This is a genomic window from Companilactobacillus nodensis DSM 19682 = JCM 14932 = NBRC 107160 (assembly GCF_000615905.1).
Lineage (GTDB): Bacteria > Bacillota > Bacilli > Lactobacillales > Lactobacillaceae > Companilactobacillus > Companilactobacillus nodensis.
Genome location: NZ_BAMN01000009.1, coordinates 45,438 through 68,584 on the forward strand (window position 1 = coordinate 45,438; position 23,147 = coordinate 68,584).

Sequence of the window (23,147 nt, forward strand, 5' to 3'; positions counted from 1 at the left end):
TGGCCGCTTCCGGAGGGGAGTGATTGAGCCTGCTATGAGGACCGGTTTCAGCCACGGTCTGAAACCTCGCTTTTGAACTTAGCATAAATTGCTAATTTTAAAAGTCGCCCTGTGCTGTAAGAACGGAAGATCACCGTTCAACAGCACTGCCACAGCTGGCTCATCGCTTCCCTCCTCCAGCTAAGAACCTTTAGCACGTAGTTTATAAATATGATATCTATATATAAATATGTATAAAGCAATAAATCGAATATTTCTACTATAAGACATGGAGATTAAAAAATATTTAACCAGCCGTGAAGGTGGCGTTAGGTCGGTGATTTATCCGGCCTTACACCACAGGACGAGCTGGGGGATTTGCGGTCTATGTAAAGCTTCAAGTCGAGGTGACAGACCGCCTTTCGGCTGGCACCGGTCCCCACAGCAGGTTGAATATTTTTTAATCGGAACACACAAACAAAAAAGACAACAAAAAAGCCGACGACTGGGTTATCGTCAGCTTCTTCAATGAATGGGATAGTTCATGTTCAATTTGGTATTCAGTTGTCCTGTGACAATTGCGTTACCTACCAAATTTAACATTACTTTAACACATTGAAGTGAGTTTAAAAAGCATCTAAACTCAAATAATTCAAATTTGTTTCAACATGTCACTTTCTAAGCTAATTAAAGTTTCAAAAACCTTATGAGAGAACTAATCCTCACTTCCTTTCTTAAATTTATTCTTTTTTTTATTGTTACTAGCTTGATCATTACTGACATCTGTCGGTAAAAATAAAACTCCTATTACAACTACCAAACTAGTTACTAAAATTATCAAACGTATCATTATTTCTTCTTTTCACTAACTACGCATTTGTCTTGCATCTAAATGATGTATGCCCTTGTTGCGCTCCTGAAATCCTTCAGTCTCACTTACGATAAATCTAGGACGATCATTTACTTGATCAAGAACCCTACCTAAGTAACTTCCTAGGATTCCCACGGATAATAATAATAGTCCTAAAGTAAATAGGAGAATCGTCATCCCTACTGATGAAGCAGTATATCTTCCAGTTGCGAACAAGTATCCCAAATAGAATACTCCACTGACAATTGGTACAACTGAAAAGATATTTGCGAACTGTAGTGGTTTCATTGAAAAGGATGTGATCCCATCAAGCGCCAATTTGATCATCTTAGACAATGGATACTTAGTTTCACCAGCAATACGTTCTTGACGATGATACTTAACACTAGTTTGTTTGAAGCCGATCCAAGTAACTTGTCCACGAACAAACGGATCTTGTTCATGTAATTTTTGAAGTTGTTTAACTGCCCTTTTATTCATTAATCTGAAATCACCCGTATCGAGCGGCATATCGATTGTTGCCAAGTGCTTGAAAGTTCTGTAAAACATCGCCGCAGTGAACTTCTTAAAGACTGTCTCACCATCACGTTGCATTCGTTTGCCATAAACGATGTCATATCCTTCATGCCACTTCTCGATCATTTGAGGAATGACTTCAGGTGGATCTTGCAAATCTGCATCCATAACAACAACTGCATCCCCACTGGTATATTGCAGCCCAGCCGTAATAGCTAACTGATGTCCAAAGTTACGTGAGAACTCGACCAATTTGATATTAGAATGTAGTTCGATTGCATGTTTGATAATTTTGACTGATTTGTCCTTTGATCCATCATCGACAAAAATCAATTCGTAATCTTCTTTTTGTTGTTCCGTAAAATTTAATAGTGTATCGATAGTTGCCTGAATACCAGGCTCTTCGTTGAATACTGGTAGGACAATTGAAATTAATTGAGACATGAGCACTCATCCTTTCATTTAATGCTAATTATAAATACTTGATAAATCATAAAGTGTTCCCGAAGAACCACCAGGCCCACCTGTCATACCACCCATTCCTTCGGGTACCGTGTTTCCTGTACCTGATGGTTTCTTTGAAGGCTTCTTCATCTTCTTAGTGGATGAATTTGATGAACCACTTGGTGGTGTTCCACCCATTTCTCCTTGCATTCCGCTTGGAGCAGTTCCGGATGGAGGCGTACCCCCGGCATTACTTGGAGCACCGGTTGGTGCTGATTCATTAGAACTACCTGTCTTAGTACTTGTAGTAATTGATGACGTAGCTGATGTTGAACTGCTTAACTTGATCTTCTTAGCATTCTTCTTGATCCAGTTAACAATCGCTGTGTTACTTCCACCAGTCTTACCACCTGAGTAGTAATATTTAATTTTTCCTTCTTTGACTAACTTCTTAAATTGTTTTAGTGTAATAGCTTTGTCAGTACCATTGAATCCACCAATGGCCATAACTGCTTTACCGGTCGAAATAATATATGGTGCTGCCGTACTTGAATCATCTGTAGCAAATAGATACTCTGCGTTACCTTGGTGCTTCTCAAGGTACTTGAGTAGGGTCGAATCAGTTGAACCACCCATACCTCCGGCATTCATACCCATTCCACCGCCACCTTGTTGTAGTAGTGAAGGTCCAGCAGTTGGAATCTGCGCTGATTCACCTGCTAATGTTGGTGTTAATGACCAGAATGATGGTGCCAACATGACCAGGATCACACCAGCAATCGGCCAAACATGTTTAGATTTCAAATTGGTAGCAATCCAAGGTAATACGAATAATGGTATTGAAATTAGGACTCCCAAACCAAGTAATACCCATGCTAATACTGAATAATACTGTGCCACATACCATGCTTGTAATGCTGCCGTCGATAATATTGCTATCGGAAGCAACATTGACCAAATAGATTTTTCTTTCCATTGTCTGAACATCGTATAGATACCAACACCACCAAGAACAGCGATGGCTGGTGCCAACATGATCGTATAATAAGGATGGAAGAAACTGGCAACTGAGAAGAATCCATAAACCGGAACTAACCAGCCGGCCCAGAGCCATAATTCCTTACGCTGTGGTGTTAACGACCACCACTTCTTCATCCTTGAACCACGATAATAGAAGTAACTTGAGATCAATCCTAAAATAGCTATGATCAATAACCAACTGATCTGCGGACCTAAATCAAGTCCAAACAATCTAAATGGTCCGACAGTACCAATGCTAAATGCTCCACCACCGGCACCGCCTTTGCCACCTTTGTTGCTTCCACCAGGTCCACCTTGACCCCCAGCTTGCATACCTTCGGCACCATTTGGTGGTGTTGGTGCATTTGTGGATGATTTCTTAGAACTTGACGAACCACTTGGCTTAGCAGGTGGTGTATTCGATGAAGAACTTGCTGACTTTTTTGAAGTTCCATTTGGTGGCGTCATATTCTTTGAGCTAGAATTCTTTTTAGAACTAGAACCCATACCGGGAAACGCTCCACCGGTACCAGTTGTTTGTCCTAACAAACGTTGTGTACCATTGTATCCAAAGGCAAGTTCCAAAGCTGAATTAGTTTCAGATCCACCTTCGTACGGGCGATTTGACGAATTTGTCATGTCAACTGATAATGGCCAAATCAATGTGAATATCGCTAAAAATATCGTTGCAACTCCTAAATGTGCCAGCTTCTTCTTCCAACCAATATTGGTTGCGATCCAGTAGTAAAAATATAGGGCCGGTAAAATCATGAAGGCTTGTAACATTTTGACATTAAAGGCTACACCCATTAATGCGAAGCCTATCCATAAATATCTTTGTTGATTTTTAAAAACTGCCTTTTGAACAAAATATATTGACAGTAATAAGAAGAAAATTAATGTCGCGTCCATATTGTTGGTTCTAGAATCTGCAACTGCAATAGGTGTTAAAGTCATGATCAAAGCAGCTAGACGTGCTGGAACCCTGCCGAACCTCTTATGAACTAGGTTGTAGATCAAGTATACCGAGGCAATTCCAAAGAGAATCGACGGTAATACAACGCTCCAACCATGAACGCCGAATATCTTGGCACTAATAGCCATAAACCATAGTGCAACTGGTGGCTTATCAACTGTAATGAATCCTGCAGGATCAAAGCTGGCATACCAAAAGTTCTTAAAACTCTTGGTCATACTTACAATGGCAGCTGTATAGAAACTATTAGCTTCACCTGCTTCCCATATGTTCCATGCATACAAGAAGGCTGCCAAAATCAAAATAGCAATCAACCAATAATCATATTTGATTAATTTCAGTCGGACCCAAATACTCACCTTTTTATTTTTTGTGGTACGAGTCGGTTCATTTTCCATCATTTATCAAACTCCAATCCTTAAAAGGCAATATTAATTAGGAAACAAATGATCGAGTAAACGATGACTGACAACAAGATGGGTCTAAGCTTTGTAATTTTATCTCTCATTTGTTAAACATCCTTTCCTTACGATGTGAACAGATTATCCAAGCTAACTTAAATTAAGCTTAAAGTTAAAAAAATGCTTTATAATAAACGTATTGATTTAAGACGAGTACTAATGAGGAGAAATTATATGCAAAACATAAAAATATTAGTTGTTGAGGATGATGTGAATCTAGCTGACAATATTGCATCATTCCTAGCTGATTTTGCTGAAGTAGATATCGAAAATGATGGTTTAAGTGGTAAGTTTGCTGCAACAGAGGATGTTCACGACCTAATCATTCTTGATCTAATGCTTCCGGGAATGAATGGCTACGACATTCTAAAGAGTATTCGTGCCGATCAAATCACGACTCCAGTTTTGATATTGACTGCTAAAGCTGAATTGGACGACAAAGTTCACGGATTCGATTTAGGTGCTGATGATTACTTGACCAAGCCATTCCACCGCGAGGAACTTCAGGCTAGAGCCAAAGCACTGCTCAAACGAAGCGGAGCATTGGCTGATGATTCCATCTTAAAAATGAATAGTATTGAAATTAATCTGAATAATCACGAAGTGTCCGCTGGAGACCAATCAATTTCTTTGAACGGTAAAGAATATGACTTATTAGTTTATTTATTACAGAATAAAAATACTATTCTAACTAAAGATCAAATTTTTGAACGTATCTGGGGATTTGATTCCGATACATCTATTACGGTCGTGGAGGTTTATATGAGTAATCTCCGTAAAAAACTTCGTCCGTCAAAGAACGATTATTTGATCAAAACTATTAGAAATGTTGGGTATATTTTCCAAGATGAAAATCAAAACTAGACAAAACAAAATCACCCGTCGACAGCAAGTTCGTCTCTTTCTATCAGTCATGGCCACCTTTGCGATCTTGTTCTTCACACTAGGCATAATTATCTTCAACTTATTCCAGTCCTCAACTTACCGAAGTATCGACAAAGACATTAAGGAACAAGTAACAGCAATCAAAAGACAGCCAAATATGGATAACAAAGTTCAAACCGGTCCTCAAGGTCCTGGGGGCAGAACTGAAGATAAACAGCCTCAACCAAGGGCACCATTTCAAGCATCTATTTTGGTTTTTGATAACAACGGAAAACTTCTTAACAAAACAAGCCTTGGTAATCGATACTCACTTCTTAAGAACATTAATTTGAATAAAAAGAACCTCAATAAGAAACAAACGCTCACCATCAAAAAAATGAGTTTCCGCGCTCTATTGATAAAAGTATCAAAAAATAATAACAATCCGATGTACGCTGGACACTATGTATTGATAATGCAAAATATTGATACACAAATTCAGGCAACCGAAAATTTCCAAAGAATATTAATTATTACTTTCTTTATATTCTGGGTCATAGCTTTGATTCTCGCCTACGTCCTAACACGTATCAGTATGTTTCCAATCATCAAATCTTGGAAACAACAAAGTGAGTTCGTAAACGATGCTGCTCACGAACTTCGTACACCCTTGACGATCATTCAGGGAAAATTGGAATATATGCTCACAAAACCAAGTAACACAATTATCGACGAAGCAGAGTCAATTTCTGTTTCACTCGATGAAGTTAATCGTCTGAATTCATTGACCAATAATCTATTGATATTAGCACGTTCTGATCAGGCAACCACTAAGATGGACTTCGATATTACAACACCTGATTTTTTCTTAAAAGACCCTATCATGCCCTTCAAAGAAATCATCAATTCACAATCCAAAGTATTTCAAGTGAATATCCATCACAAAGCCGATGTCAATCTCAATGTTGACCGTGACAAGATCAAACAAGTTCTGATTATTTTATTGGATAACGCAACAAAATATACACCTGAAAATGGCACTATTAGAATTTATGATCACATCGAAGGTTCAAAGTATCAGATAATTGTTTCTGATACCGGAATTGGCATCAGCGATACTGATAAGAAAAAAATCTTTGGACGTTTCTACCGTGTCGATAAATCACGGAACCGTAATAGTGGTGGACATGGTCTAGGCCTAGCGATTGCCCAACAAATAATTAATACTCACCATGGAAAAATATTTGTACGCAATAATTTACCCACTGGTAGTGAATTCGTTATTGAATTACCTATTAAACATTGATAAATAATAAAAAACAGTCTGAACAATACCGTTCAGGCTGTTTTTCTAGTCTTACAAATAATTTCATATATCAGATTACTAATAATTTATTATCAAAAGTATAATTATATTTTCTATTTTTTAGATTGTGAAAGTCCTTTCGCCATGATAATCTGATTTAGCAATCAAAAAACATTCGGGAGGTTATCCCCCATGCGAAGACGGAAAAAATTTATACTATTTATTTTGCTTTTATTCATATCCAACTTTTTCACAAATGCTATTTCTATTCTAGCTGTTGCAGATGAAACGTCATCAGCTGATATTACAAATATAAAGTTTGATAAAGATCATTATGAGCCATAATTCATTACACTTTGAAAAACAATGAGGATTCACTTCTCATCAGTGCTAATGATTTCGACAGTATAAACCAAAAGGCTTTGGAAAAAGAACTCGGCCCAAAAAACATCCGAATCAATACAAAGGACAGAAATATTGAAGTTAATCTTCAAAAGAACAAAACTGGGCAATTCAAGATTAATGTTTTGAAAAGCGATCACACAATTTTATCAATTAGTGACCAAAATAAAAATGATTTGATCACTAAAGAATTAATTATTGAAGATAATTTAGCCAACCCACCACCTTCTTCAAACACTGAAGCTACTGGATCTGATATACCTCCTGCAACTGAAGGAATAGATCCAAATATAACTAAAGATACACCTGAAGAAGAAGATCTAAGAGCTAATGAAGCTGATACTGCATGGATTCGTTCGCGTAACTTAAGAATAAGTAAAGGACCAACCTTGAAACACAATGACGGTAAAATAACTGTTCCGTTTATATACTTTGGTGATTATAATTACGCCAAAATGAACATGCGAATTGCTGCCGCGTATGAACAAGATGAAAGTGGTGGTGGACGCATTGACAGTTTAACGGCTCCAAACTTCTGTCTTGTAACAGCTCCAGAAGGTACTAAGTTAGAACCCGACAGTAATTTTTCAAGTGAAACAACTCATATATTCGGTCACAATTTTGGTGATGCCCAAATGAAAGATGGTAAACAAGGCTCCAATGGTACCTTTGTTACCACCGACATTCATAACATTGACACTCCAACTGATAGGAAACATCACCCTTCTATGGCTGGACCTGACAAATTTGGAACAACAATTGGCATGTTGAGAATTCCGCAATTATTCTATCGCATTGATCCTAAAACTGGCATGGAGGAACAAAAAATGGTCTTCCAGCAGCGATACATAAAAAGAAATCGTACTTACGGGATTGAAACTTCAATTATTCAAAGATTCGATTTCTCTGGTGAAGTCTTTACTGATATCAATTACAAAAACATCGGTGATGTTGAATTCGATGATTTTATCGGCTTTGCCTTTCATGACTTAACGTTGACCAAAGATTACGGCCAGATCAAAAATGAAAAAGGCATTAATATTGGTGACTATGCACCAATGAGATCATTAGGAAACAATCGTGGTTTCTATATGCAATCAGATAACGTTGAATCTCGTATAAACTTCCATATGGATCTAGAAAACAGCCCTAGTGCTTGGGCAACTCGAACCATTACCAAATCACATCATGAATTCAAGGGCTTCACTAATGCCGGTGGTGGACTATCGATTGTCTTTGGTACTATCTTACAAGCCAAATTTACTGGAAATCCTTGGAAACACAGTATGCATGATCAATATCACGATAAGCGCTACAAACCCGGTAGTGTTCCAGAAAAAATGTTTAATGCTTTTTATTATGATTCAGATCCTGGTGATAAGGGGTTTGACCCCGGTGCTGGAAAAAGATTAGGCAAACTTCATAAAAAGAAAGAGTCTGACAAAACCAAATACATCAGTGAAAATGAACCTTTATGGGATTCCGGAATCACAATGCACACAGAACACCAGACCTTAGAAGTCGGTGATTCAGTTAAACTTAGTTATTCAAGAACTGTTGACTTGAATCGAGAAAACTTTGCCCCCGTAAATTACTTGGATCAAAGAGATACAGATGATAATCCTGATATTATTAACAATGACACATCAGAATACAAATTAAGCGGTGCCTGGTACGATTTTGACAGTAATGACGTAGATCTTTATGTTTCATTCGATAATGATAATTTTGAATCCGCTAAACAAATCGAATCATACAATCAAAAAGACGAAGAAAAAGTTGCTGGTGTCCCCCATGATTGGGAAACAAACTTGGATTTAACAGACAAGGACCCCGGCAAACACAGAGTCTATATCTGGTTCAAAGATAAAGAAGGTAATGTTTCGATTGTCGATAAAACCGTTATTTATCTTCCTCAAAAGGCCACTGAGGCTCCACAAATCAAAATTATCAATCCTGAATCTACAGAAACAACACCGTTCATCCCTAACACCGAAATATTCAAGGTCGATGGCATTTGGAATGACAAGGATAGTAAAACTATCAAAAGTATCAAATACTCACTCGATAATGAAAAAGAACTTTTTATCAATACTAATCTCAAGAACCCTGGTAACAATAACAACGTCAAATGGGAATTGTCTAAGTTTAATATGTCCAAAATCGGTGATACAAGAATCCACAAATTAAAAGTCACTATTGAGGATGCAGAAAAACATCAAGGCTCAGATATTCTCTACTTCAAGCGCTCACCAGGTGCCTTTGAGATAGTTGCCCCAGAATACATCGATTTTGGTCAACAAATATTGGCAGGTGAAGATTCTCCTCACCTGCATCCAAAATTCGATCAAAAAGTTGAGGTGAATGATTATCGTCAAAAAACATCCGTACCACTCAAAGTTTTCGTAAAAATGTCTGAATTTGAAAGTGTTGACTCCAAAAACTTGAAAGTACCCCATTCCGTCTATTTAGATGACCAGTTGAAGTCAAATGACGTATTCCTTGGTGAAACGCAAAGTCCAAACGATGATAATAACATGACCTGCACTGACTTCACTAAGAAGGTCAAAGAAGGAATTTGTATTGTCTTCAGATGTGACGGAAATGCCAAGACCGGTAGCTTCACAAGTGAGTGGACTTGGATAGCTCAAGATGTTCCTTAAAATCTTTTGCTCCATGGCAGTGATTACATGATATTATTTGTATATAATATTCGCTAACTTGGAGGTTGGCTTCATGAACAAAAAAATTATCAAAGCTTATTGGGACAAGTTCCTAGAAAACAAGAGCCCTCGTGAGGATTATCCTATCGGAGACATAACTATTTTTGGCGGCGATCCCCAAACTCTGGCCGAATTGGTTGATAATAATACCAAGACTGCGACTACTTCCGCATATGATCTATATACTGAAACTGACTATATGCCAACAGTTGGCGATTACAACATTATCCTCGACGCTAATGAACTACCAGTTTGTATCACCAAAACTCTTGTAACAGAAGTAGTTCCCTTTAATTTGGTCAGCGCAGAACATGCCTATCATGAGGGCGAAGGCGACCGCAGTTTGAAATATTGGCGTGAAGTTCATGAAGATTTCTTCACCAAAGAATATGCCGAAGCCGGCAAAAAGTTTACCGAAGATATGCCTTGCTTGTGCGAAGTGTTTGTTAAAGCTTATGATGAAGCTAACGGAGATATATGATCCACACCTGCCAATAGTTCTCTTATCGTTAAAAACGATGTATGCCAAAAAAATTATTGGCGGTGAACAAACGGTCGAACATCGTAAGAGATTCTTACATACCAGTTCCCAAGCAATTGTTTATTCATCCGGAATCGATAAGTCAGTAGGATTGTTCTTAAAACTAGGAATTCCTGTTGAGGTTGAAGATGGGTACGAAATACCTATTATCTCCCTTACCGAATTTACCAGTACTTCATTGGATACCCTCCAGCAGAAGTTTCCTGGTTTTAAGGCTCCCAGGTCCTATATTTACTTGGATAGACCAGATAAAAAACCATTGCTAGACTATTTCTTACGACAAGCAGTAAAAAAAGAGATATGACGACGTCATATCTCTTTTTTGTTACACTGGATAATTTCCATAGTTATCAATTTTTTGTTCTAAGTCATTCATTCTGACGGTGTTTAATTCTTTAACACGTGATGATTTGAAGTATAGGTTATCCCCAACTTGCCAAACATCCTTACCATCAACTGTAACTTTATTAGCCTTCCAATGTTGGATCGTTTTATTCTTACCATTACCTTTATTCATATTTACACGTTTGCCAGTATAAACTAACTTGTCATTCTTTAACTTATAGACACCGATAGTTTGACTGTCATTCTTAGGAGAAGCTGCAATTACAACTACGGCATTGCCACCCTCATATGTTGGTAGATCCGGAGTATAGTTAGCGTACTCGATCACTGGCTGACCTAATTTTTCCATTTCTTCTGTGTCAACTACTGCCACACGACCAGATTTGAAATACTTGTTGTCGGCAATTTGCCACCAAGTCTTCCCCTTGACCTCAACTGGATTAGCACGCCAATAGCGAATCTCATTACCTTTGGCCATATTCTCAGCCTTGCCAGTCTTAACCATCTTGCCCTTTTTCTTTGTATAGACATCATACTTATGTGAATCACTCTTGCGTGATGCTGTGATAACGATCGTGTCAGATGCTTCGAATGTATACGTCTTATCTGCAGCCTGAGCAACATTGACAGTACCAAACATTGCGATAGTTGCCAAAATAATTCCGAGAATTGCCTTCTTCATAGTAATTAACCCCTTTAATTATTCATTTCATTCACAGTGTATCATACAAAGCTGTGCAAACAAAAAGAGCGATTAACTCGCTCTTTTTTGCATCTATTTTGCCAAGTCAACTTTGGCTTGTTCGATTTGCATTTGAACCTGTTTGAAGCCTGTACCACCTAGTGAGTTACGCCTTTCAACCGCAACTTCAGGTTTTAACATATTATAGACATCATCTTCGATCAACGGTGAAATCTGTTTAAATTCTTTCATCGTAATATCTTGGAGATTATGATGTGTTTCAATCCCTTTCAGTACTAACTGACCCACGATACCATGGGCCTCACGGAATGGAATACCCTTAGTTGCCAAATAATCGGCTAATTCAGTTGCATTTGAAAAGTCATTTTCAGTTGCATGATACATTCTTTCTTTGTGAACTTTGATAGTTGAAATCATCCCATTGAAGACACGTAAGGCTGGTAGAAGTGTCTTGACGGTATCAAATGTGCCTTCTTTATCTTCTTGCAGATCCTTGTTGTATGCCAAAGGCAATGACTTCATCGTCGACAATAATCCCATCAAGTGTCCATAGACACGACCTGACTTACCTCTGATAAGTTCTGCCATATCAGGATTCTTCTTCTGTGGCATGATCGAACTTCCAGTTGTATATTGGTCGCTTAGTTCCAAGTAATTGAATTCATAACTGACCCACATGCTGATTTCCTCACAGAATCTCGACAAATGCATCATTAAGATCGAAGCATTACTCAAAAATTCTAGGACAAAATCACGGTCAGATACAGCATCTAATGAATTAGTATAGATATCTCCAAAACCTAATTCCTGAGCTGTAAATTCACGATCAATTGGAAAAGTTGTTCCGGCTAAGGCTGCGGCACCTAAAGGTAAAATATCTGTGTGTTTCATGTTGAATTCAAATCGTTCCACGTCACGTTTCAACATCGCATAATAAGCCATCAAATAATGACCATACGAAATCGGTTGGGCGTGTTGTAGATGGGTATATCCAGGCATGATCGTCTCAACATTATCTTCAGCCAAGGTTACCAAAGTTTTTTGAATCGTTTTGATCTCTTCAATTATCTTTGGCAGGCGATTCTTGACATAAAGATGAAAATCAGTTGCGACTTGATCATTACGTGAACGTCCCGTATGCAATTTACCGGCGACTGGTCCAATTTTTTCGGTCAAAATACTTTCAATATTCATATGAATATCTTCGTTTTCAACTGTGAATTCTAACTTGCCATCATGAAGTTCTTGTTGCAGTTCTTCCAATCCGGCAATTATCTTGTTACTATCAACTTCACTCAATATCTTGGTCTTCTTCAGCATTTTCACATGTGCCAATGAACCCTCAATATCCTCATCGGCCATCAATTGATCGAAGCTGATCGAAGCACCGAATTCATCGACCCATGCTTCTGCTTGAGCTTGAAAACGGCCACCCCATAGTTTCTTAGTACTCAATTATTGGACCTCGTGTGCTTCTTCGTTAGCATTTTTTTGAGCTACTTGAGCAGCGACTTGAGTTGAAAGTCCCCAAAGTTTGATAAATCCTTTGGCAGCGACTTGATCAAATGAATCAGATGATGTGTATGTAGCAAGATTGAGGTCATACAATGAGTTAGGTGATTTACGTCCTTGGATCCAAGTGTTACCTTTGAATAATTTCATCTTGATAACACCATTAACAGTCTTTTGACTTTCATCCAAGAATGCTAGTAATGACTTCATTAGTGGTGAATACCAGAGACCGTTATAGATCAATTCTGTAAGTTCTTTTTCAATAACTGGTTTGAAGTGAGCCAAACCACCTTCTTGAACTAGATCTTCAAGTTCTTTGTGAGCCTTGATCAAGACAGTCGCAGCTGGTGCTTCATAAACCTCACGTGATTTAATACCAACCAGACGGTTTTCGATATGATCGATACGTCCAATACCATTTTCACCAGCGACAGCATTCAATTCTTGAATAATATCAACCAGCTTCATCTCGATGCCATCAAGTGCAACTGGGATACCATGTTCAAAGGTGATTTCAACACTTGTTGGTGTATCCGGTGTTTCTTCGATTGGTTTTGTGAGTGCAAAAGCATCTTCTGGTGCTTCAGCCCATGGATCTTCTAGTACTCCACATTCATTGGCACGTCCCCAAATGTTGGCATCAATTGAATATGGTGAATCCAAATTAATAGGAATTGGAATATTGTGGTCTTTAGCATAGTCGATCTCTTCTTCACGGGACCAATGCCAATCACGAACGGGACTCAATACTTCTAGGTCGGGGGCTAGAGCATGAATCGCAACTTCAAAACGAACTTGATCGTTGCCCTTTCCGGTACATCCATGAGCAACAGCTGATGCACCTTCATTTTGAGCTACTTCTACTAATTTTTTACTAATCAATGGTCGGGAGAGAGCGGAGAGTAGCGGGTAAATACCTTCGTAGAGGGTGTGTCCTTGCAACGCAACAAGTGCATATCCATCTGCGAATTCTTCTAGTGCATCAATAGCGATTGCCTTAATGGCTCCTGCGTTGATGGCTTTTTCTTTGATGAAGTCGAGGTCCTTACCTTCACCAACGTTAATACAACAAGCGATAACGTCGTATCCTTTATCTTTCAGCCAAGGAATGGCTACAGAAGTATCTAAACCTCCGGAATAAGCTAGTACTACTTTCTTTGTTTCTGTCATAATGCGTCTCCTCCGATTAGAAAAAAATTAATTTGATGTACAAAAGATTAACACTTAATTAATTTTGAAACAAGAGAAAAATTGTGAAAACGTTTATGAATTCCTTTACAACGTGTCTAATTCGTTAACAATCACCAAAATACATTAGTTAAAGGAAAGAAAAAATCAATTAGAAATAAATTAATATTTACCCTTGCATTTTGATTTTTTCGTGTTTATAATTAGCACCAATAAATCAAAACAAACGTTGAGGAAAAAAGTAGAAATCTCAATTACGCACAGTGAGTCACGTTTAATGAGAAGTGGCCGTTACGAGAATCTTCGAAAATCATTTCTGAGTTCGATGTCGATATGTAGGTCATCGTGGTTGCCACCAATATCTGGCTAGTGGATCAATTGGTCCGCGATTCGAGTGAGCAGTTCTCTTTGAACTACTCAAAAAGGTGGTACCGTTCTTTAACTAGAGCCCTTTTCCCTATTTAGTGGGAAGAGGGTTTTTTTGGTTTTAGAGAATGGAGAAAGCCGAGAAATTCCGAGCACTGCCTAAGATAGTGAAAGTGCCAACGTAGTTGGTGCATTTACTATCTGTAGCAGGTACAGGAATTTGGCTTTCGCAACTCGTTTCAGATAAAAATAACAACGTTAAAAATTTAAGGTGGTGAGTATCATGGATTCTGATATTAGTGGCATTACGCAGATTAGTCATATAAATAATATTACGCAAAATTCTAGGGGGATTTTTTATGCAAAACGATTTATTGGAACCAAAGTCAAACAAGAGTAAGTTCTTACAACTATTGGTAGTTAGTTCACTTATCTTCGGGATGTTTTTTGGATCAGGTAATTTGATTTTCCCAGTTCATTTAGGACAAATGGCTGGTAACAATTGGTTCGCAGCCGCAGTTGGCTTTGCCGTTTCTGGTTCACTATTTCCACTTCTCGCCATCCTCGCCGTTGTCGTTACTAAGAGTGATGGATTATATGATCTAGCACGTCCAGTCGGCAGACATTATGCCGCATTGTTCCTTGTACTAGTTCACTTAACTATCGGACCATTCTTTGGTACTCCACGTACAGCCGCAACTGCCTTCGAAATGGCAGCCAAACCATTCTTACCCGCACAATTTAATCAATTAAGTATGTTTGTTTTCACAGCCGTATTCTTCGGTCTTGCTTATGCATTGAGTGTTCACCAAAACAGACTTGTTAAATACGTTGGTAAATATTTAAACACTATCTTCTTGGTATTATTAGCAGTTATCTTCGTAGTAGCGTTCACTAACCCAATGGGTGGCTTGAATCACATGCCTACTACTGCTTATCAAACAACAGCTACGATCAGTGGTATGTTGGAAGGCTACAACACAGTTGATGCCGTTGCTCTATTGGCTCTATCAGTTACCTTCGTTCGCTCGGTCAAAGGCCTTGGTTATCGTGACAAGCAATTATCATCCCTTACAGCTAAAGCTGGTACCATGGCCATCACACTTGAAGTATTCGTTTATCTAGGTTTAGTTCTATTAGGTGCTTTCAGTTTGAACAAAATGAGATTATCCGCTAACGGTGGTGACGCACTATCAACTATCGTCGGTGATTACTTCGGTAACTTCGGAGCCGCACTACTTGGTGTCTTAGTTACATTAGGTGTCTTCACAACCGCACTTGGATTAGTTGCATCATTCGCACAAGACTTCCACAAGTTGTTCCCTAAAGTAAGCTATCTTACATGGTTGCGTTTGACATGTTTCGTTTCATTCGTAGTCGCTAATGCCGGACTTGATACCATCATCAGTTACTCATTGCCAGTCTTAATGCTTCTTTACCCATTATCACTTGCTTTGATCTTAGTATCATTAACAGTTCACAACAAACCATATGCTGGCGTCGTCTACAAAATGACCATCGCCTTCACGGTATTACCAGCAGTTCTTGATATGTTCAACGCTGCCCCTGCTGTATTCCAAGTAGGCTTCGTCAAAACAGCTTTGAACGTCTATCATCAATACCTACCATTCGCCAGTCTTGGCCTTGGTTGGGTAACCCCTACATTACTTGGATTCGTCCTCGGATTAGTTCTTGGTAAGATGGGTGTCTTCGTTACAAATAACGAAACCGTTCCACAGGAATCAAAATATTAATAGCTAACAAAAATACGGAAGCCACATGGTTTCCGTATTTTTTAATCTTCAATTGTTTGAAAACTTACTAATTGATCAGTTGAAATCTGCTGATACAATTCATTTCCTAACTCTCGACTGTACTTATTAGAAGCAACTTGTGATTGAACAAAGTTATGTTCATGTTGGAATGCTTCAACCAATAACTCATTTTGCTGATCTTGTAAATCACGAGTACCAGACAACCGACGGTGTCGTTGATCATAGGCACGACGAACTAATCCTACTTCTACTTCATTTTCATCGGTCATATTTGAGGTTAGAAATACAATTACCCTATTATAGGCTTAGTCTCCATTTTACGGATATTCTTCCATAACTGCCTATTCCGGCTAATCATTTCTTCACGTGTACGATCACGATTCCTAACGGAATTTTGTCTAATCATTTTACGTCGTTTTCTAGCTTTACTACTCATCGACAGCCTAGTTATAATTTGAAACTTGAGTACATACAGCAGATGCTTACGAAGACCACCCGCATGCTGAACAACTGTTTGACGAATAAATTTGGAATATACAGCAAACTCTCGACTTGATATCTCACCGTTATGAAGCATTTGTTCAGCGGTCGAAGTTTCTATTTCAAACGTCTTATCGTATAAGGCAGAAAGAACAGCTTTGTTCGGACGTCCCTCAACCGCACGCTGGCTTTCAATGATCCGAATAACTTCCCCACCGGCGGGCGATGCACCAAATTGCGATTGAATCATTTGAACAGCATCACGGACCATGTCTGCTTTAGCATCACTTAGTTCACTTTCACCAACAGCGGATACTTTCTTAGGCAACATAAACGGTAAAACTAACGTTGGTACGATCAAACTTATTAAAATGACTACTGCGGCCACAAATATTATGTCATTACGATACGTGAAAGCTTGTCCACCAAGTGTTAGCGGTAATGAAAATGCCATTGCCAAAGTAATAGTTCCATGGACACCACTAAAAGCCATAACAGCACTATTCATAATTTTGTCATGTAACGTCCAAGCTCTGATTTCAGCAAAATCAAATTGCGTCCATAAGAATCTTAATAACGTCATTACGAGATATAGTAAAGCAGCTAATCCAACTAAGATGGCAACTGAACCAGTATCACGTTCGTGGAGATTCCTAATTACTCCCGGCAACGATAACCCCAGTAGGACAAACACTATTCCGTTCAAGATACTGGCAACAATTGACCAAGTCGTACTCATAACGATCTGTAATCTAGAAGTGGTCAATCGTAATTTGTTTTGTTGCAGTCCGTGAATCAATCCAGTCGCGACAACTGCTAGAATCCCTGAAACACCAATAGCTTCCGCTACTAGATAAACCGCAAATGGTGTCATCAATGTATATGGGACAATGACTGACGGCGTATCCACTCGCATATTGATCAACATAATACGGACTGCCACGATGACATATCCCAAGACCAATCCCAAAATAATTCCACCGACAAAGACGTACAGAAAGCTTTCGACACCACTAGCTATCGAGAACTTACCTGTAACTAGAGTCGCAATTGCCAAGTTAAAGGCCACGATACCTGAAGCATCGTTGAATAATGATTCGTTCTCTAACGTGCTCATGGCTTCTTTCGGAACCATTACTTTACTAGTAATGGAAGAAACTGCCACAGCATCGGTTGGTGTAATGATTGCTCCTAAGCTAAGGCCAGAGCCAATGAGAATTGTGGAATCAACCTATGAGTAACTGTTCCAACGATTAAGATAGTAATAATTGCCAGAACCACGGACATCGAAAGTGTGGTTCCCATCTGATGCATCAACTTACGAATATTAGTATTCTGACCATCGTTGAACATTAAAACAGCGATGATCCCAAATAAAAACAATTCTGGTTCCAATTCAAAATGCTTATATAACGGTACAAATGATAAAACTAATCCTGCAGCTATTTGTAAAAAGGCCACAGGTACTAAATTAAAACGGGCATAGATGGCATTGGCGGTAACAACAGCCAAAACTATTAATAGGACTAAAAAAATAGTTTCCAAATGATTTGCCCTCCCCTGATAGTTTTTTGACTTTTTAATTTTAACGCAATCAATTCGAAGTTGAAACAAAAAAGGAGATTAAGCCAAGTTGGCTAATCTCCTATTTGTGTTCCTTATCAACTGATTCTGAAATCTTCTTCAAATACATAATCATTTCATCTTCCTTAGAAGCTTCTTCTTCCTCTTCAGCATCTTCGTCAGACTTTCTAGCATTGATGATCGTATTCATTGCCTTCACTAAGAAGAAGACTACTAGCGCGATTATCAAGAAATTAATAATTGATTCAATGAATGCACCATATTTGAAAGTTGCATCCCCAACTTGGAACTTCAAATTAGTCAAATCAATTTTACCTAAGAATAACCCGATCAGTGGATTAACCAAATTACTTACTAATGATTGAACGATGGCGGTAAAAGCAGCACCCATAATGACACCAACTGCCAAGTCCATAACATTTCCACGACTTATAAAATCTTTGAATTCTTTAATCATAATGCATGACTATCCCTTCTATAAATATTGTCATATTTAATTATGCTATTTTTCATGTCGCCTCGACAACAAATAACTCCCTCTCAAACCGAATTGTAAGACTTTTTTAAAGATTTACAAATAAAACGAGCGCAACAAAACACGCTCAGTGACTTCTATTTACGATACTAGTATCCTGCATCATAAATATAATCATTACCATCATCATAAATATCAATAAAATCTTCGTACTCATCATAGACTTCATCATCAAAGCAAGTCATCAATACTTCCATGTGATAATCTGAGTTTTTTTCAAGCCAATCACCGACTGCTACTAATGCGACTTCACAGGCATCTTCAAGTGGATAACCATATACCCCTGTAGAAATTGCGGCAAAGGCAATCGTATGTAGATTATTATCCCTAGCTAATGTCAAAGAGTTCTGATAACACTTCGTCAGCATTACCTCATCATCTGAACTACCAGAATAAATCGGTCCAACCGTGTGAATTACATGCTTGGCTGGCAAATTATATCCCTTAGTTATTTTGGCCTGTCCTGTTTCACAACCATGTAATGTTCGACATTCTTCAAGAAGTTTGGGACCAGCAACTCGATGAATCGCTCCATCAACGCCACCGCCACCTAGTAATGATTTATTGGCGGCATTAACTATTACATCGCACTTAACCTTAGTAATATCACAAACTTCAATATCGATCGTACTTTTTTTATGTTCATCAATAGTCATATCATAATCTCCTGTCGCAATTTTGGTTGTATTCTTAATTTTGTAGAGAATCTTTTTGTATTTATTTAGCAATACTTCAGACTTTGGACATACCCTGACGTTGATTACTGTAGCTTCTCGGGGATGATTGTTAGACCCAAACGGTACCATGACCACGTCACCGATATTAATATTTTCATTATCCGTCCAACAATACTTGCTATTACCACTAGCTTCTTTAACTTCACAAATAATAATATTATCAACTGATTCCACGTTACATCACCTACTATTACTTACAATATAACAGATTTTGTATGCTAAACTAACAGTATAATAACTGATTAAAAATATTTACGACAGCAGGCGCATCTAAAAATGAAAACCTTAAGATATCTCTTGATCAATTTAATTATTGCACTAGTTTTTTGCTTTGCTTACATCATAATCGATCCAACATCAATTATTCAGGAAACCTTCACGATCCATATTCCTAGATATATTATCTATATTATTTGGACGGCGATAACCATTGGATACTTATATACTCTTATTATCCGTTTGCCAGATGATGAACCAACTGCTAAGAAAGTTACTACACAAACAGTACAACCAGCTTCAGCAGTGGTGACTGAATCCAATCCTCTTTCTGAGGTTGATCAATTAAAAAAAGAAAATCAAGAGCTCAAAGAACAACTCAATCAATTAAAGCAGCCGACACCCGATTCCGTTCAAGAGGCAACATTTGACTTGATATACAAACATAAACCAATTCTTGAACAAAAATCATCAATTAAAATGGCAAATGATCAAATAAATAAACTTCACTTCATAAAAGCCAAAAAGCTCACCAATTATCTTAAGGATAAGTTATCCAAACTCGGATACGACACCAACGAACCATCTCGCTATCCTGTGACGACTATTATTGCTAAAAAAAATGGAAAAAGATATAAAATCATAAACGAACTCAACTCCCGTCAAAGCAACACATCCATCATTGATTCTCACATCTCATCGTTATCAACATTAAAAACTTTTGATGAATTAGTTATATTAGTCAATCGATGTGATAAAGCTGATATCGAATATGCTAGAACTCATGGTTTTACATTGTGCGATGAGGACATTGTTCATAATATAATCTATGCTGCATTCAAGAAAGAGAGCGTGATATAACTACATAAGTTACTAAATTTGCAGCGTAAACGCGCGGCAAAACACAACTTCTTCCGTTTAACTACAAACAACCTCGCATTTACTACGTAAATACGAGGTTGTTTTAGGTTATACTCAGAAGTTAAACGTGTTTTGCCACGCTCTCTTTTTAAATGAACTCAGTTTCAATAATATAATCGTTGTCACCTTCATAGTCATCAAAAAAATCATAATAAGAATCATAACTATTTTGATTATCACAGGCTATTAAGACATCTAACTTGTAATCCTCATTTTCATCCAACCAATCGCTTATTTCTTCCATGGCGTTCGCAGCTTTGGTATCTAATGAATTCTTAGACTCATAAAAAAGCACATCTGGAAATACTATACTATTCAATTCATTAGCTTTTGCCATCTCCAAACACTGCTTATATGGAGATACACCATCTTGCTTATCGACATAATGAATGACATTTTCTGCCGGCAAATTGTATCCCTTAGTAATAACTAAATCATCATTATCGTTAAACTTTTTGTATTCAGCTTTTAATTTGGGACCAGCCACTTCATTTATATCACTACTATTAACGTATTCTGTATCTTCTTCATAGACGAGTGCATCACACTTAATACGTGTCAGGTCACATACCTTTACTTGAATTGCACTGTCTTCGTCATAATTGACAAAATCCGTAATCGGTTGATCGTCATTATAGTAATCATACTTCTTAGTGACCTTAGCAATCACATGCTTCATCTTACTAATTGGGAATGACGAAGTTGTATCAGTATATTTACCAATACTATCAACCGTAACTTCTTTTTGATTACCATTAGCACCAACTGGAACCAGAACTCGATCGCCAACTTTTAATTTTTCATCATTAATTAAGTATGAATATGAGGTTCCGTAATCATTAAATTTAACTTTGCAGATTAAATATTCTTTTTCAGGAGGTTCAATATCAAAAATATTTCGACTTAAGTTTCCATTCTGAAAATAATATTCGATTCGCCTGGTAAAATCTTTCCAATTAGTTGGAAGTTCACCGTTATCTTTATAAAAATAAAATTCATTTTTACCATCAGCATAACTAACCTTTAATCGTAAAAAAGCATCCGGGACAATTTTGCTCTTTTTATCAAATTTGGATACTTCATCATCCAAATCATCTAATAAACCTTCTAATCCATATTCAGAATGGTAACTGAAATTTTGTGTTTGTCCACCATCTTTGGTGTTATATCCAATCGAATCATTTTCACCATCAACTACTAATCTCTCTATAGATTCAGACTTTAACGTAATAATCTTTTCACGGAATATATCATAATTATTTTGTGGAAGAATATAATCATGATAGTTTATTTCTAACTTAGTTATTTTAGAATGAGGTAATTTATTATCATCGTAATTAGAAATATTTTCCGAATCAAAAATATTTTTAGCCTCAAAATAATCGTTCAAAACCTTGTTCTTATCAACATTCGAACTAGAAATACTATCGATCAATCCACTAGATTCAATAAAATCCATTGTCTTGGGAAACTTCTTATTCAATTTTTTTCGATTGTTATTAAAGAAATTCAAACTAATATCATTAAAATCATTTGAATTGATTTCATTACTCAAAAGACCAAAGAATTTTTCCATCTTATTATCGTAGTCCATGGTTGCCCTCCATTCGAACGTTTGTTTGCTTTTAATATACTATATTTTGAAGATAAAAAAAAGAGTAGAGATGTAAAAACATCCCTACTCTATATCATCTATGCCGCTGGAAGATTCGAACTTGTACATGGTTGCCCATACAGCGACCTGAACGCTGCGCGTCTGCCAATTCCGCCACAGCGGCACGGTACCATATCTCACTGATATGGCTTACAATATTAAATGATACTACAATTGGAGGTTCTTGTAATGGAAAAAATCAATAAATCTATATTATCTAAAGTAATTAAAGCACGTAACCCAGAATCATATAAGGGTAACTACGGGCGAATATTGATCATTGCTGGATCTCTTCCATTTGGTGGAGCAGCCATTTTGTCTACGTCAGCTGCAGTTCATACCGGAGCAGGATTAGTCACTGTTCTAACGATTCCAGAAAAATTTACAGCTATGAATACCGCTGTACCTGAAGCTATGACGCTTGATTATAATGACAAAGAAGAAATGATCGATGCCATCGTCAAAAACAACGTGATTGTCGTTGGACCCGGATTGGGAACATCGCCTAAAACTGAAGAAATAATTGATACTGTCATTAAAAACATCAATCCTGATACCACCGTCATTATGGACGCTTCAGCTCTAACAGTTGCTGCGGAAAAGAGTATTGACTTAACTTCTATCGACAAATTGATTTTGACTCCACATCAAGGTGAATGGGCTAGACTATCAGGCTTAGATATACCCGAGCAAACCCCTGACAACAACTTATCTGCACTAAACAGAATTGCTCCAAAAGCTGTATTGATTCTAAAAAAACATCATTCAGAAATTTATTCTTCTGAAGAAGTACTCCAAATAGATGATGGTAACCCCGGTATGGCAACTGGTGGCATGGGCGATACATTAACCGGTATTCTAGCAGGATTCATTGGACAGTTCGGATTCTCACTCGAAACAATCTCTGCTGGATTGTACTTACATAGTTATATTGCTGATAAGATCAATAAGACTGACTATGTTGTCCTACCTTCAAAGCTGATCAGTAAGATACCAAAATATATGATGAAATTCTCAAATTAAAAATG

At 37.6% G+C, this 23,147-nt stretch carries 17 protein-coding genes, 1 tRNA gene and 1 pseudogene; 8 read left to right on the forward strand and 11 right to left on the reverse strand.

The window, feature by feature from the left end; translation table 11 throughout:
• Positions 1–844: 844 nt before the first annotated feature.
• Positions 845–1,810, reverse strand: a complete 966-nt coding sequence (locus JCM14932_RS08005) for a glycosyltransferase family 2 protein (RefSeq protein ID WP_025024418.1) — start codon at positions 1,808–1,810, stop codon at positions 845–847.
• Positions 1,811–1,834: 24 nt separating this feature from the next.
• Positions 1,835–4,147, reverse strand: a complete 2,313-nt coding sequence (locus JCM14932_RS08010) for a glycosyltransferase family 39 protein (protein WP_420834778.1) — start codon at positions 4,145–4,147, stop codon at positions 1,835–1,837.
• Positions 4,148–4,441: 294 nt separating this feature from the next.
• Here JCM14932_RS08010 and JCM14932_RS08015 point away from each other — a divergent pair, with 294 nt between their 5' ends.
• The 5 genes from JCM14932_RS08015 (at position 4,442) to JCM14932_RS08040 (ending at position 10,407) form a co-directional block, all read left to right on the forward strand.
• Positions 4,442–5,131, forward strand: coding sequence for a response regulator transcription factor (locus JCM14932_RS08015; RefSeq protein ID WP_025024420.1), 690 nt, complete (start codon positions 4,442–4,444; stop codon positions 5,129–5,131).
• Positions 5,115–6,437 (forward strand): sensor histidine kinase, encoded by a 1,323-nt coding sequence (locus JCM14932_RS08020; protein WP_025024421.1) that lies wholly within the window; start codon positions 5,115–5,117, stop codon positions 6,435–6,437. Before JCM14932_RS08015 ends, JCM14932_RS08020 begins: the two co-directional genes overlap by 17 nt.
• A 356-nt stretch (positions 6,438–6,793) precedes the next feature.
• On the forward strand, positions 6,794–9,502 hold the full coding sequence (locus JCM14932_RS08030) for a hypothetical protein (RefSeq protein ID WP_025024422.1): 2,709 nt from the start codon (positions 6,794–6,796) through the stop codon (positions 9,500–9,502).
• Between the two features lie 73 nt (positions 9,503–9,575).
• Positions 9,576–10,043, forward strand: coding sequence for an ASCH domain-containing protein (locus JCM14932_RS08035; RefSeq protein ID WP_025024423.1), 468 nt, complete (start codon positions 9,576–9,578; stop codon positions 10,041–10,043).
• Positions 10,018–10,407 carry a hypothetical protein gene (locus JCM14932_RS08040; RefSeq protein WP_025024424.1) on the forward strand — a complete coding sequence of 130 codons (390 nt, stop codon included), beginning with the start codon at positions 10,018–10,020 and terminating at the stop codon, positions 10,405–10,407. The genes JCM14932_RS08035 and JCM14932_RS08040 overlap by 26 nt, the downstream gene beginning before the upstream one ends.
• Before the next feature lie 21 nt (positions 10,408–10,428).
• Here JCM14932_RS08040 and JCM14932_RS08045 read toward each other — a convergent pair whose 3' ends face one another.
• The 3 genes from JCM14932_RS08045 to JCM14932_RS08055 all read right to left on the reverse strand — a co-directional run bounded on the left by JCM14932_RS08045 (position 10,429) and on the right by JCM14932_RS08055 (position 13,836).
• A complete protein-coding gene (locus JCM14932_RS08045) occupies positions 10,429–11,130 on the reverse strand; it encodes an SLAP domain-containing protein (RefSeq protein WP_025024425.1) in 702 nt (233 codons plus the stop codon).
• Between the two features lie 93 nt (positions 11,131–11,223).
• A complete protein-coding gene (gene argH, locus JCM14932_RS08050) occupies positions 11,224–12,606 on the reverse strand; it encodes an argininosuccinate lyase (protein WP_025024426.1) in 1,383 nt (460 codons plus the stop codon).
• Positions 12,607–13,836 (reverse strand): argininosuccinate synthase, encoded by a 1,230-nt coding sequence (locus tag JCM14932_RS08055; protein ID WP_025024427.1) that lies wholly within the window; start codon positions 13,834–13,836, stop codon positions 12,607–12,609. It lies immediately after the preceding gene.
• Between the two features lie 740 nt (positions 13,837–14,576).
• On the opposite strand from JCM14932_RS08055, the gene brnQ reads away from it, so the two are divergent.
• A complete protein-coding gene (brnQ, locus tag JCM14932_RS08060) occupies positions 14,577–15,971 on the forward strand; it encodes a branched-chain amino acid transport system II carrier protein (RefSeq protein WP_025024428.1) in 1,395 nt (464 codons plus the stop codon).
• Between the two features lie 41 nt (positions 15,972–16,012).
• Here brnQ and JCM14932_RS17160 read toward each other — a convergent pair whose 3' ends face one another.
• From JCM14932_RS17160 to JCM14932_RS08075, 4 genes and pseudogenes are all read right to left on the reverse strand, one after another.
• Positions 16,013–16,261 (reverse strand): hypothetical protein, encoded by a 249-nt coding sequence (locus JCM14932_RS17160; RefSeq protein ID WP_235700565.1) that lies wholly within the window; start codon positions 16,259–16,261, stop codon positions 16,013–16,015.
• Positions 16,262–16,281: 20 nt separating this feature from the next.
• Positions 16,282–17,933: pseudogene (locus tag JCM14932_RS15005) on the reverse strand (cation:proton antiporter).
• 184 nt (positions 17,934–18,117) lie between these two features.
• The gene (gene mscL, locus JCM14932_RS08070) at positions 18,118–18,513 is read right to left on the reverse strand and encodes a large-conductance mechanosensitive channel protein MscL (protein WP_025024429.1); all 396 of its coding nucleotides are present in this window, start codon (positions 18,511–18,513) and stop codon (positions 18,118–18,120) included.
• Positions 18,514–18,680: 167 nt separating this feature from the next.
• Complete coding sequence (locus tag JCM14932_RS08075) at positions 18,681–19,247, reverse strand: O-acetyl-ADP-ribose deacetylase (protein ID WP_034542895.1); 567 nt, start codon at positions 19,245–19,247, stop codon at positions 18,681–18,683.
• A gap of 357 nt (positions 19,248–19,604) precedes the next feature.
• Here JCM14932_RS08075 and JCM14932_RS08080 point away from each other — a divergent pair, with 357 nt between their 5' ends.
• Positions 19,605–20,405 carry a hypothetical protein gene (locus JCM14932_RS08080; protein WP_025024431.1) on the forward strand — a complete coding sequence of 267 codons (801 nt, stop codon included), beginning with the start codon at positions 19,605–19,607 and terminating at the stop codon, positions 20,403–20,405.
• Positions 20,406–20,553: 148 nt separating this feature from the next.
• Here the strand turns inward: JCM14932_RS08080 and JCM14932_RS08085 are convergent, their stop codons facing one another.
• Both JCM14932_RS08085 and JCM14932_RS08090 read right to left on the reverse strand, forming a co-directional pair.
• Positions 20,554–22,059 carry a macro domain-containing protein gene (locus JCM14932_RS08085; protein ID WP_025024432.1) on the reverse strand — a complete coding sequence of 502 codons (1,506 nt, stop codon included), beginning with the start codon at positions 22,057–22,059 and terminating at the stop codon, positions 20,554–20,556.
• Positions 22,060–22,160: 101 nt separating this feature from the next.
• A tRNA-Leu gene (locus tag JCM14932_RS08090) sits at positions 22,161–22,243 on the reverse strand.
• Positions 22,244–22,308: 65 nt separating this feature from the next.
• Between JCM14932_RS08090 and JCM14932_RS08095 the strand changes: the two genes are divergently transcribed.
• Complete coding sequence (locus tag JCM14932_RS08095) at positions 22,309–23,142, forward strand: NAD(P)H-hydrate dehydratase (RefSeq protein ID WP_025024433.1); 834 nt, start codon at positions 22,309–22,311, stop codon at positions 23,140–23,142.
• Positions 23,143–23,147 lie beyond the last annotated feature (5 nt).